Consider the following 12857-nt stretch of genomic DNA (forward strand, 5'->3'; position numbering starts at 1 on the left):
CCGCCGCAGTACGTGGATGCAGCATCGTAGTACGTGGACACTGTAAGTTAGTCCATGGACGCCCCGCATTAGCACGTGGAAGCCCCGCCGTAGTACGCGGACACTGCAAGTTAGTACATGGAAGCTCCGCCGTAGTACGTGGACACTGCAAGTTAGTACGTGGCTGCGGTGATTTAGTACGTGGAAGCCGATGTTTTGTGCTACGGAGGGGAGCACTACCTTTGGCCATCAATCATAAAACGATCGTTGAAACATCGCAAACTCTCCCTTCTTGAAAATAATCCGAGATGAAAGCGCATGGATGAATCCGATGCCGTATCCAAGCAATTGCACGTAGCTCGCTACCACAGCCAGCGGACCGATCAGTATACTTTGATTCCGTACGGTCGCATCCCCTAAAATAAAAACAGCGTGGGCAATTAACAACAACAGGAAATAGGGGGATAGAAACACCGATAGCACTAAAATCAACACCACACCGATGGTGAATATGGCAGGTGCCAGATGCACCACTTTCAATGAGTGCGGATGCCGCTTATACAGGTTTATCCGCGCGATGCCGGAATTATACACCTGCTTGAAAAACCGCCATAGATTGGTGCGCCGCCGATGATATACATACGCTTCTTTGATGAGGCGTGTCTTGAAACCGGCCCCGATGATCCGGATGCTCATATCGATGTCTTCACCGAAACGCATCGTCGAAAAGCCGCCCGTACGCGCAAACACCGATACCGAATACCCCATATTGAAGCTTCGTGGATGGAATTTATCCAGCTTTTCACTTCCGCCGCGGATGCCACCGGTGGCAAAGAAGGAGGTCATGGAATAGTTGATGGCTCGTTGCAGCAACTTGAAATCGTCCCGCGCTTGGTCAGGTCCGCCGAAGGCATCGGTATCGTCCAACGCAAGGGCCCGCCTGACGGTTTCGATATAATGTTCGGGCAAAACACAGTCCGAATCGAGGAAAACCAAATAATCGCCTGCCGCCGCCTCACTGCCTGCATTCCGCGCCGGTCCGGGGCCGGAGTTTTCCTTGTATAAATAGCGGATATTCAATTTGGATTGGAATCCCGTTACCACCTCTTCGCAGCGATGGGTAGAACCATCTTCTACTATGATCACTTCGAAAGTGGAGTCGGTCTGGCCAGTGAGGCTCTCCAACAGGTCCGATACTTCGGTGGGCCGGTTGAATACGGGTACGATTACGGATAGGTACATACATGTCTTCTTTCCGTAAACAAGACGGTGGCTGTCGCCGATTCGCTAGTGGTTTTGGCCCTTTTTGAGCGATAATCGTAAAAAATAAAAATTTGGGGTATTTTTATTAGCGTTTTGAAAGAAGCACTCGTCTTTACTAATGGAGGCACGAAACTTTGGACATACACGATTAGGACACCTGCTTTACGTGGACGAGAAAGACGACGATTTTTTAGCTGATATTTTCGAGGGTAGGATACGCCTTACGGCGGAGATGGAGGAACGGCTTTATAGCCGCTATTGGGGGAAGCTGATGGGGGTGGCCCGCAGGTATATCCCGGTAAGGGAGACGGCACGGGAAGTGGTGAATGATAGTTTTGTCAAAGCGTTCGGTAAACTGGCGACGTTTGACGGTGCGGGCGACGACAAGCGGGCGGTATTGGAGGCGTGGCTGGTCCGCATTACCGTCAATACGGCCATCGATCGGTTGCGTACGCAACGTACGCTGCCCGATACGGTGACCATCGATGGCCTGGAGAACCATCCGGCGGTGGAGATGGACGGCACATTGGACGTGGAAGACATCCTGCAGTTGCTGCAGGGACTGCCAGACCTACACCGGATTGTCTTCAACCTCTACGAGCTGGAAGGGTACGCACACGAAGAAATCGCACAACTGATGGGCATTCCTCCCAGCTCCAGCCGGGTTTATTTGACCAAGGCGAAACAGGGGCTGCGGGCATTGTACATCAAATATGTTGGAGGGCGGCACGATGGATAAGCGACCGAAGAAAGAATTGATTGACGGCGTACGGGATTCCCTACGGAATTTCGAGGAGCGGTACGACCGCTCCGAATGGGAGCATTTCCAGCAACGACGGAAAAAAAAGTGCCGTAAGCCGGTTCCGCTGTTCGTGAAATTAGCCGGCATCGCAGCGTCGCTCTTTCTCATGGTGTATGCATCGGTACGGATACTACCCTTGCTAAACCTGGTGGAAGATCACCGCAAGCATGTGCCAACCGAGGTGCCGCAACAGCGGGAAGGCCCAAAGGAGAAGGAACAGGGGCAACCTGACTCGCTAGCCGCGGATTCATTAGTACAGCCAGTAGGCAGATACGAACAAAGCGAAGTTAGCCCTCTATCTGTAAACGGGGTAAACGATGACGCGGTAAATAGGACGAAAGCAAAAGAAACGGTTGGTCGTCATATGGCGACGCAACGGCACCAAAAACAACGTGCTGCGCGCATCCAGCGCATTGAGTTGAAGGCGCGTCTCCAAACGGCTGGCCTTTCAACGGTGCGGGACCAAAACCCGGGTCGATTACGCCAGCAGTCCAGCCCGCAGCGTCGCATTGACCTTCCCGAAATGGATGGATTGACGGCTAACTGGCCCGTAATTAGCGGAATAAGGGTGGGCGCCAATATAACGCCTGCGTTTACCAATAAGGGCTTTTCACTAGGCGGCGGTGTTTCCGCACAGCTTCCCTTATCCAATCGGCTATCGCTGGAAGTAGGAACGAGCTACATGAAGGTAAAGGTAGGACAGGATATGGAAGCGGACCCAGCAGATACGGTTAGCCTGCAACGGGTTGGCATGAGGAATGCGGTGGGGATGGTGGCGCTTCCGGTGGCACTGAGCTATGCAATTTCCGAAAGCTTTACGGTTTCGGCGGGGCTTTTTCCATTCCGCGTGGTACATGGCCGGCACACCGACATCCTACTACGGTACCGTTGGGTAAATGATGGCGCGGCGTCTGCCGAATCGACCGGCGGGCGGTTAATCGAGGAGCGGACACGTATGCAACGGGTTGATTCGGTGTATTTGGGAAATACCTACATCGGATTCATCCAGCTTTCCGGTCAATACCACCCGCCGATCCTGAAGCGCCGCAACCCCGTGCTGGCACCCTACGTAGCCATCCCATTGGGCCGGCTGCGTAGCGATGAGTACCGCTGGTTGCATGGCGGGGTGTCTGTTAGGTGGTATTTGCGGTGATTTCTAGTTGCGATGCATCAATGACCGGGCGTCTCAGTTACCTGTGGAGTAATCCGGTATTCCTGTCCGAGGCGATCGATCAGACTGTCTAGCGGGATAGGGGCGGCAGCTTTGAAATCAATGTCGACCAACACGTTTTCTATGTAGTGGGTATTGGGATTGCCGATGGAATCTAGTACGACCTGCAAGCCCGTTTGCCGAACAATGAGCGTGTCAATCCCATTATCTTTGCGGGAAATCCGCATGCGTTCCGGCCGCTCCAAATATGCGTATTCGGTAACAACGAGGGAATAGTCGGAAGATTGGTAGTCGATAACGGTCTTTCCATGGAATAGAAGCGCCGATGGGATGGTGAACAGCGCATTGAATACGGCATGCAGAAGGATGGCCCAGCGGAGACCGTATTTCAACCGGAGATAGGCGAGTAGGAATCCGCCAAGGAGCTGCGAACCGACGATAATCGGTGCAAGCGCGTAAAACAATACCTCTTGGTTAGCATAATTAGGCAGATGGTATAAGCCGAATACCACACTCGAAATATACACAGCCACCTTTAGGATACGGTTGCGGGCGAATTTCAACGGATAGCGGAAAAACAGTTCTTCCATCACCGGCGCAACCCCGACAAAAAGCGTTACCATTAACCAGAATGTCATCGGCCTGGTGATTTCAGGGTCCGGCCTCAAATGAAGTACGTGTTCGTCAATAAGGAAAATGAGTGGAATGATAACGACCGTCGTAATGGCGAGATCGGCTATCAACACCGTCAGCCACGTTCGGAATGGCCGGTCCTGGGGCCCATCAACGATTTGCTGCGGATCGCGTACGAATAGCCGGAAGTCATTGAAGAGTTGTCGGAACATGCAGAAACAAATAAGCGGACGTTTACCTTTTAACCCCGATGATGATACCGGTAGCCCAATGCTGTTTAATAACCCACAGGTCAGCCCGGCTTTCTAGCTGTTGGATGAAGGCGTGGGCTTTTTCCTGATGTCCTTCCGGCCAATTCGGTTGGGGCAGCATATCGTCTACGATGTACAGCCCACCCGGTCTAAGCATCCCCAGCACCTCATCCAAGAGGAGGTATTTGCCATGCCAGGTATCGACAAAGATGAAGTCGAACGATTGCTCTTTATTCGCAGACACCCAATCGGCGCCATCGGCCAGGACCAGCGATAACCGGTGGTCACCGCCCAAATAGTTGCGGGCGATTGCCAACAATGCTTCGTCGTGGTCAAACGACACCAACGAAGCATGCGCACCCATGCCATCCAGTAACCAGGCAGTGGCAAGCCCACTTCCGGTGCCTAGCTCAAGGAATGCACCTCCGGGTTTACTCGCTGCAAGCGTGCGCAACAAGGCACACGTCTGTACATCGGAGGGCATGGTGAAACCAAGACGCTCCGTCTCTTCGGCAATGGCATGGTATGCGGGCGGGAAAGGCTGGGCTATTTCGGTGTGCGTCATACCGCCAAATATACTGATTTCTACATTCGCCGCTTTATGGAAATAAGCATCCGCTTGCATCTTTATTGAAACACTAACTATTACAAAGGCTGATGATGATGAAAACTATTAAAAAATATTGGAAAACCCCGTTGTTCTCGTTCGGTACGTTAATCCTATGCACGTCGAGTATTTTTTTAATCCGAAGCTTTTATAATTTCCACATCAATATCGTCATCGCTTTGATTGCTTTTATGTTGTTGACCTATGGGCTGCTTCGGCGAGCCGTGGATTCAAAAGAAAGAATTACCCATACGTTTTTACTTTTAACGCCGTTTGTCGCACTTTCGATACTTGCTTTTTTCCAACCGATTATTATTTATGCACCCGGACTGATTTTCGCTCCGGTCATCGGCGTACTCCTCGGCTATTTGTTAACGATATCGACGCGCACGCTGGCCAGACTAATCATCGTAGCCATGCCGCTGCTTATCGGCTTTTGGGTGTATGTTCGCTTTTCGGATATCTGGCAAGATTTCATGATTTACGGAACGTTCAGTAACGGTGAGACGATACGGGAATGCCCGGACTTTACCTTTTTCAAAGATTCCGTTGCTTTAGATAACGATGATTTTGCAGGAAAGACAACGGTGTTCTTCCTCTGGAATACCCAATGTGTATATACTCCAAGGTACCTGCCGGCACTCAAAGAGAAATTTGTGCGATTTGGGGACGAAGAAGACATTGATTTTTACATGGTGAATATTCCTTTGCCGAGTGATACGGTGGGGTCAGATTTAGCTTATCTGGCGAGACACGATATCGCAATTGAAAACCTCACGGGGCCGACAATCGATGAGCTGTATAAAAAATTCGGCCCTGGCGGGTTTCCGACTGCGATGGTATTAGACCCAAAGGGGGACATCGTGTTCTGGGGATCGGTAACGAAAATTGATCGAACGCTTAGCCGTTGATTGGGCATCACTCGTCGCCGTTTTGCTTCAGGATAAGCACATCTTTTGCCGGGTCGAATTCAATGACCACGCCGGCCTGATCGGCATCAACAAAGTGAAGTCTTCAATTATACCGGACACATACACTAGATTGACAACCGATCGATAGCTTCTTCTCTGGAAGAGAGAAAGTTGACCAATTTTCCGCTGTTGCTTTCCCGGATGAAATCTTGCAGGCTCTTGCTGGCATGGCCGCTGAAATCACCTACGATGGCTAATCGTACCCGGTAGTTAGAAAACTTCTGTAGAATTTCGCCAGCCAGGCCCGTCTTTAGATCAAAAAAATCAACTAAAATGTTTTCCTTGTGGAGGATGACCTTTTCAAACCCTTGGTAATAAACATTTCCGACCAGATCGAGGCCATCTTCGGCATCGTTGACGATAACATGCGCTGCAACGACTTCCACAATCCCGGTATCACCTATCGCGCGAAATTCCATGTCGCAAAGATAGCGCTTTTGGTCGAATGAAGTACGATGGAATAAGCCACTCGTGACGGCATTCGGTTAGGGCACCCAAAAATACCGACCATTCACGGCAGCCGGTATGTTATCGCCGTTGGGCTGGACCACGGTAACCGCAGCATCATTATCCATATCATAGACTTTCCCGTCGTTGGGTACGATCGCGAGATTAGCGTAAGAGATATCACCGTGTTTCTTCCCCACAACCAGGTGCTTGCCATCTGGCGAAAATGTTGCCGATAGCTCTGTGCCTTTGCTCGTGGTGACCTGAATGGGAGCACCGCCATGGAGATCCATCACATAGATGTGAAGATCGATCTGCATGGCCAATTGGGTGCCGTCGTGGTTCACGCTGAGATTACCCCACTGGGTATAGGGCATTTCGCGTACCAGCGAGATTTGCGTATATGGCGGCGGTGATTTAAGGATATACCGGTCATCCAGGGTAAACAGGATGCTGTTGTCTGGCAACCATAATACCTCATCGCCCAGTCCAAGTGCAATGTCGGTGCCGCCCACATGGATACCTTCAAGATGGTGCAAATGGTTACCGTCTAAGTCCGTAATCACGATACCGTCATCCAAGCTTGGCGCAATAAGGGCCATCGTATTGTCAGGCGAAAGCTGGCCGCCAAAGCCGGTCCCCCTACCGGAAGGTGCGATGTAGTCATATTCTTCGGCAACGGTGCCGTCGGTATTGCTGACCAACGCAAATTTGGTAGTGTAGTATTCGCCGGGTTCGCGCTCGCTGACCAACCGATACCGGTTGTCCCAACCCATGTGCCAATTGCCGAAACCATAGGTATTATAGGTGAAAAAAAGCCGCGCCTCATTGGTGCCAAGATCGAGCTCGCTGACTGTCCCCACGAAGGTGTAAAGCAGTTTCCCTTTTAACCCCGTTCTGCCGTTTCCATCGTTGGGTATACCGTCGTCTTTTGAACAGGAGAACGTAAATAGGGCTACTAAGATCGCAATGCGAGGAATTACAATAGCTGATTTCATGTGTTCTTGTTTTTCTGTATAAAAATAGCCGGAAACTAAGCAACGAACAATCCACGAAAACAAGGATTTATGGTTGTCGGGGAAATTCAAGTAAGTTAGCCTCTGCAGAGTCACTAGAACAAAACCATGCGAAAATTGAAAAGCCATTGACCGTTGCAGACGACGCCCTCAACCGCCGATCAAGAGGTTACTCCTTTTCCAATGCATACTCCGAAAGGAGCGCATACTCCGCAGCGAATGTAAAGGCAAACATGCCTTCTACGTCGCCATCATCGCCCCACCCGTTGAGCAGGTCGGGTGGGAGGATGCCGTCACGCCGGAATTGGGTATAGCCGTGATCGAGGTTCTGTTGGAACGGCTGGATATATCGGTCTACGTCGCTGTACATAGGATAGGCTTCCACGTACGCACGCATGAGTACTCCATTAAACCAGTTGTTGAATCCGTTGGTTGCAAACTCATAATAACCAGAATGTTGTTTGCTTTTTTTCGCGAAGTAACGGAAGCTGTCGTCCGAAAGCTGCCTAACATCGTCGAGGTACTGCGGGTTACCCGTAACGCGGTACAGATCTACCGCACCGGACAGCGGGGAACCCGTATTATAGGAATATGGGGGAGCTACTTGGCGAGGGAGCGGCGTATGGGCCCGGTAGCGCCCACCGTTTACCTCTTCATACTTCACACTGCAATCGCGACACCCCCCTAGAAAATCGTCGTATACGCCATCCACTCGCAGAAGGTGCTTTTTCTGCCAGGCGTAAACCGACTCGGCAAATTGGAGGTAATAGTCACTTTTCTTCACCACGGTACTTTTTCGACTGCCATCGGGCGCGATGTATCGATGGGTGGTTTCTTCGTCGCTTCCTGCATATTGCTCATATAGCCATACCAAGGGGCTGATGAACGGACCATTGCTGCACGCGTGTTTGGTGGTATACCCCGGCCCCCATGGGATACCGCCGTGTTCTTCACCAGACGCGTCGAGCGTGCTGTCCCATCCGTCTAGCACGTATTCGGTAAGATATTCAGCCTCTTCAAGGTACCGCGGTTCGCCGGTAAGTTTATAGGAATGTAGAAGTTCCCGAACCAGCCATTGCTGGTCGTCATAAACATTCTCTATGCCTGCAACCTTTGCACTACCCTTCGTGGCGGAACGGTGCACACCGTAAACCGACCACTCACGGGTTTGTGTAAACGAAGTAAGCTCAAACGTGCCGCGGTAATAGGCTAGGTTATCGTAAAGCTGTGCGAGCCGGTCGCGGTAACGTTTGGCTTCCCTGTTGTAAAGGTGGGGACTGCCATGTGCATCGTGTGCTTGGAGTGCATGCAGGATGGCATTTGTCGCCTCTATGGCGGCAGTATACATCCACACGCTTCCTTTCTCTTCCGAGCGCGCACCGGTAAATGGGTTGTAAAACCGGGCCATCGCCCTGCCATCGCCGGTAAAATAACGGGTAAAAGCGCTATCGGCGAGTTCCAGGGCACGCAGCAGGTTCCGCTCAGCGAGATCGGAGACGATGGTGCGTCTGGTACCGTTATCTGGAAAGTGCTCATCGCCGCCCACCGCGAATGGGTGGGGCACAGCGGGGCCCGCGGTCAGTATCAGCGAGCAAATCGATGTAAGGAATATATTCATAATATGCGGGCAAACTTACACAATTATTGCATAGCTAGGTGATAGAGACAGGTTGTCCCGGTTTCCACACCGTGGCAGGGTGCTTTTCGGCATAGCTGTAGATAAGCTGCATCATATAATGATTGCTGGGATACCGGGTCAGTATCTCTTTGACCGCCTCGGGCGAGGGCATGTCAGCATGTTCGCTTACGTACCCCATACCGTATAATTTGCCTTGCTCTACCCAGACACAGCTGGCCTCATGGCTGTCCCGCCCCTTATCGAAGATGGCAAAGGAGGGAAGTTGCCGGGAGAGGCCATTGAGTGCACGTTGTACCCGCGGGTTATGGACTTCCGGCGGTGGTGGCACACTGGGTTTGCCAATGCCGCAAAGCGCGGGATGTAAATCAAATTCGCGGACAAGGCGGAGCAGTAGGTTGTATGCGTCGATATGCCGGTGGAAAACATGCACATGGTTATGGTGCTTGCCGTGCTTTCCCACGGCGAGCCGCAGGTAGCCGCCATAGTCTTCGTATGCATAGAGTGCGTATTTGGGTTCGAAGCGCTTCAGTGCGCGGTTGTAGGCAGGCCACAACCGTTGGATTTCGGCCGCCTCCAGCAATAGTGCCATAAGCTCCGTGCCACAGCGCTCATAGGTAACGGCGTGGATGTGGCGTAGGAAATGTTGGCGTTGCGGTTGCGGTGTATGCCCTGTGAAGTGCTGCGATATCCGCTTGTATATGTTGCGTGCCTTGCCCACGTAGATCACTTTGCCTCCCTTATCACGGAAATAATACACCCCCGCCCCGTGGGGCAAGGCATCGAACTGTTCCTTCGGCAGGTTGGGCGGCAGCTGCTGGTGCTTGGAGGTTTTTTTCAGCATCTCGGCGATCACACCTTCGGTATCCCACTGCACTAAACTGCCAAACAAGAGGGCGGTCGCTTCGGCATCGCCCCCCGCGCGGTGGCGGTTGGTGATGGGTATGCCCAATGCATCACATAACCTGCCTAAACTATAAGAGGGAAGGCCCGGACGGAGCTTACGGCTCATCCGGACCGTGCAGAGCCTGGGCACATCGAGGTGGTAACCCGCCGCGGCGAGGTGGTATTTCACAAACGAATAGTCGAAATTTACGTTGTGTGCCACAAATATGCGGTCTGCGAGCAACCTGTGGATACGCGGTGCCAGCTTGTCGAACGCAGGGCTATCGGCTACGAGTTCATCCGTGATGCCGGTCATCGCCTGTATCGATAACGGTATGGGGCGGTGCGGGTTTACCAGCGTGGTGTAGCGGTCAACAACCCGCTGGCCATCGTGGATGAGGATGGCAACCTCGGTGATGCCACTGCCCGCCGCATAACCGCCCGTGGTTTCAATATCTACGATGGCGTATTGGGAAGGTGCGCAAGACTGCTTCATAAGGCAAATGTACTAAAATAGTTAGTTGTTTGCTGCCGATATATTTTTCCGGCCTATTTTTTTTAATTTGCCCTCCGATTAGAAAAATACAAAACATGAAAAGAACGTTTATACTGACGTGCCTTGCTGTGGCACTCCAACTCACTTGTTTCGGTCAACTGCGAATACCCCATGTATTGTCAGACAACATGGTGTTGCAACGGAATGCCAACGCCAATATCTGGGGATGGGGCTATGCGAGCACGGAAGTAGCTATCATCGCATCGTGGCTAAGCGATACCGTGAAGACGAAGGTGGACGCGGGCGGGCGCTGGCTAGCACAGGTGCCAACCACGCAGGCCGGTGGCCCATATGAACTGGAAATCCTATCGGCAGGAAGTAAAATCACGTTGCATAACATCCTGCTGGGTGATGTGTGGCTCTGCTCGGGGCAATCAAATATGGAGTGGGGCGGCAACCAGCAATTACAGGAAATACTCGACGAGCTGCCGCACGCGAAGGATAGCCAGATACGCCTGCTGCAGGTAAGCCGCACGGCAGCTGACTATCCGCAAGACGACATTACGAATAGCTGGCAGGCATTGAGTGCGGAATCGTTGAAACCCTTTTCGGGCATCGGGTATTTCATTGCCAAAAGGCTACGTGCCGAACTTGACGTACCCATCGGCATTATCAATGCCTCATGGGGAGGTACCCCTGCGGAGGTGTGGACGCCTGCATACATCATTGAAAACGACCCCGAGTTGCGCCGATTGGGAGCGATGCAGGGGGATGCCCCCTACCGCCCAAAGGACGCGGGAGTACTCTGGAATAGTATGATCCGGCCCCTCACGCCATTTGTGTTATCGGGTTTCTATTGGTACCAAGGAGAAAGCAACGTGGGTACATGGGTGGGCTATGATAAACTGATGCGCGCGATGGTGACATCGTGGCGGATGGCCTGGAATGCCGAGCTGCCTTTCTATTTCGTTCAGATTGCACCGTTTGCCTATGGCAATGAGTTGCCTTTGGCCGCGCTGCTCCGCGAACAACAGGAAATGACGGCGAAAACCCTGCCCCGTACCGGGATGGTCGTGGTAAGTGACCTGGTGGATAACATAAAAGATATCCACCCCAAGCAAAAGCTGGAAGTGGCCAATCGGCTAGCCGCCATTGCATTGAACGAATATTATGGTGTTGGTAAAGACAAGGATTACCGCTCACCGCTCTACAAAGGGCACCGGACACAGGGCAAATCGATCACGATCTCTTTTGAATACCTTGAAAACGGACTGCAAGTGAAGGGCGATCATATTACAGACCTCTATATCGCCGGGAAAGACCGGGTCTTCCACGAGGCAAAGGCCCTTATCAAAGGGAATGAACTTATCGTGTCATCGCCCGAAGTGAATGATCCGGTAGCGGTACGTTTCGGATTTACCGAAACGGCCATGCCCAACCTGTTTAACAAAAACGGGCTACCCGTAGCACCTTTCCGAACAGACGATTGGAGTTTTTAATGTGTATATCGGTCCGTTAAGCTTATCCCGCAGCATCGGCCTCGCCGGCCGATGCTGCGGCGGTGTTATCGTCCGACGCGTTGGCCATGGGCTCGGTGCGTCGCTGCCTCTTATGTGGTACAATCATGAAATAAAGGCAGACAAGCAGCCACGTGGCCCAAAAGAGGTAGACCCCCGCATGGAAATTCGCTTTCATCAGCCGGTGCGAGGTGGTGGTGAAATCGAGGTAGGTGAAATAGGCGCCTACCAACGCGAAAAGCAGAAAAAGCAGGAACGTTGCAAATGCTAGCCGGCGGCCTAGCAGCTTTTTGACCAGCCAAAGCACCACCAGTAGGGCTAATTGGACGACAAACAGCAGCAAGGCAGTTTTCCACCAGATTTTGAACACACCGTATTCACTATACATAATCGAAATCCCCACCTTGCCCACGAACGACATCTGCGATAGCAATACGCCCGAGATGGTGGAGAGGAGTGCCTGTAGGGCAATGACGGTAGATAAACCCTTCATAGAATTACTTCGTTACTTCCCATCCCGTATCTTTGTTGAAACGGAGTGAATAGGTTTTTTTTATAAAAGAAGCATTATTGTCGGTGCCCTTCTTGGCGAAATCGGCAAAGTCGGTCTCGGTTTTGGTGAGCGTTACGGTAGCTTTTGCACGATTTTTACCCGTCTGCTCGATGTGGGCACCTCCCTTTTCGTCCAGCTCGTACGCTGCCGTTTTTACCTTGGCGCTCTTATCCGTCTTCTGCAGAACGTAGGGGATGGACTTGTCTGTGAGTTTGATCAGATAAACGAAGGTACTGTCTTTGGACAGGAAGCGCTTTCGTTCCTTCAGGAGCTCCATGCTCACGTACCCGCCTTTCTCGAGCCCCTGATAACCCGCGAGCAGGTCGGCGTCGGATTTCTGCCTGAATTTCACTTCACCGTACTCGATGTCGGCGGTTTCGTAAATGGGGTTGGACTCGAGGAAAAAACCTACTTCACCCAATGCCACGCGTTCACTGATGGACTTATCGTTGCCACAAGCGACCAGAACCGCTGCGAGGCATAACACGATTGGTAAACGGATATGTATTGCCATACGTATAGTTTATTTTCAAAGAATGTCGCAAAAGTTATTCCAATGTTTGTTGACACTATTTTAACGCGTGCGCCAATAAAAATATTGCTATTTTTGGCCCGGGCCTGCTTTCGTGA

General features: G+C 51.8%; 13 protein-coding genes. 4 read left to right on the plus strand and 9 right to left on the minus strand.

Annotation, left to right across the window (positions count from 1 at the left end):
- Positions 1-228 precede the first annotated feature (228 nt).
- Positions 229-1221: a glycosyltransferase gene (locus ACEVG1_RS12390; RefSeq protein WP_374743992.1), complete on the minus strand. Its 993-nt coding sequence runs from the start codon at positions 1219-1221 to the stop codon at positions 229-231.
- A 139-nt stretch (positions 1222-1360) separates the two neighbouring features.
- On the opposite strand from ACEVG1_RS12390, the gene ACEVG1_RS12395 reads away from it, so the two are divergent.
- The gene (locus ACEVG1_RS12395; protein WP_374743993.1) at positions 1361-1981 is read left to right on the plus strand and encodes an RNA polymerase sigma factor; all 621 of its coding nucleotides are present in this window, start codon (positions 1361-1363) and stop codon (positions 1979-1981) included.
- Complete coding sequence (locus tag ACEVG1_RS12400; protein WP_374743994.1) at positions 1974-3197, plus strand: hypothetical protein; 1224 nt, start codon at positions 1974-1976, stop codon at positions 3195-3197. The genes ACEVG1_RS12395 and ACEVG1_RS12400 overlap by 8 nt, the downstream gene beginning before the upstream one ends.
- A 17-nt stretch (positions 3198-3214) precedes the next feature.
- Here the strand turns inward: ACEVG1_RS12400 and ACEVG1_RS12405 are convergent, their stop codons facing one another.
- Positions 3215-4060 carry a CPBP family intramembrane glutamic endopeptidase gene (locus tag ACEVG1_RS12405; RefSeq protein WP_374743995.1) on the minus strand — a complete coding sequence of 282 codons (846 nt, stop codon included), beginning with the start codon at positions 4058-4060 and terminating at the stop codon, positions 3215-3217.
- 22 nt (positions 4061-4082) lie between these two features.
- Positions 4083-4724, minus strand: coding sequence for an O-methyltransferase (locus ACEVG1_RS12410; protein WP_374743996.1), 642 nt, complete (start codon positions 4722-4724; stop codon positions 4083-4085).
- Positions 4725-4897: 173 nt separating this feature from the next.
- Here ACEVG1_RS12410 and ACEVG1_RS12415 point away from each other — a divergent pair, with 173 nt between their 5' ends.
- Entirely contained in the window at positions 4898-5617 is a 720-nt protein-coding gene (locus ACEVG1_RS12415) for a TlpA family protein disulfide reductase (RefSeq protein WP_374743997.1), read from the plus strand.
- Positions 5618-5742: 125 nt separating this feature from the next.
- Here ACEVG1_RS12415 and ACEVG1_RS12420 read toward each other — a convergent pair whose 3' ends face one another.
- From ACEVG1_RS12420 to ACEVG1_RS12435, 4 genes are all read right to left on the minus strand, one after another.
- Complete coding sequence (locus ACEVG1_RS12420) at positions 5743-6096, minus strand: DUF4180 domain-containing protein (protein WP_374743998.1); 354 nt, start codon at positions 6094-6096, stop codon at positions 5743-5745.
- 66 nt (positions 6097-6162) lie between these two features.
- Complete coding sequence (locus tag ACEVG1_RS12425) at positions 6163-7122, minus strand: TolB family protein (RefSeq protein ID WP_374743999.1); 960 nt, start codon at positions 7120-7122, stop codon at positions 6163-6165.
- 187 nt (positions 7123-7309) lie between these two features.
- Positions 7310-8758, minus strand: a complete 1449-nt coding sequence (locus ACEVG1_RS12430) for a glycoside hydrolase family 76 protein (RefSeq protein ID WP_374744000.1) — start codon at positions 8756-8758, stop codon at positions 7310-7312.
- A gap of 34 nt (positions 8759-8792) precedes the next feature.
- Positions 8793-10157: an exonuclease domain-containing protein gene (locus ACEVG1_RS12435; RefSeq protein ID WP_374744001.1), complete on the minus strand. Its 1365-nt coding sequence runs from the start codon at positions 10155-10157 to the stop codon at positions 8793-8795.
- A gap of 95 nt (positions 10158-10252) precedes the next feature.
- Between ACEVG1_RS12435 and ACEVG1_RS12440 the strand changes: the two genes are divergently transcribed.
- Complete coding sequence (locus tag ACEVG1_RS12440; RefSeq protein ID WP_374744002.1) at positions 10253-11656, plus strand: sialate O-acetylesterase; 1404 nt, start codon at positions 10253-10255, stop codon at positions 11654-11656.
- Between the two features lie 22 nt (positions 11657-11678).
- Here ACEVG1_RS12440 and ACEVG1_RS12445 read toward each other — a convergent pair whose 3' ends face one another.
- On the minus strand, positions 11679-12167 hold the full coding sequence (locus tag ACEVG1_RS12445; protein ID WP_374744003.1) for a hypothetical protein: 489 nt from the start codon (positions 12165-12167) through the stop codon (positions 11679-11681).
- Positions 12168-12171: 4 nt separating this feature from the next.
- Positions 12172-12741 (minus strand): hypothetical protein, encoded by a 570-nt coding sequence (locus ACEVG1_RS12450; protein WP_374744004.1) that lies wholly within the window; start codon positions 12739-12741, stop codon positions 12172-12174.
- Positions 12742-12857: the final 116 nt, after the last annotated feature.

The sequence above is a fragment of the Parapedobacter sp. 2B3 genome, from assembly GCF_041925275.1.
In the GTDB taxonomy this organism is placed as follows: domain Bacteria; phylum Bacteroidota; class Bacteroidia; order Sphingobacteriales; family Sphingobacteriaceae; genus Parapedobacter; species Parapedobacter pyrenivorans_A.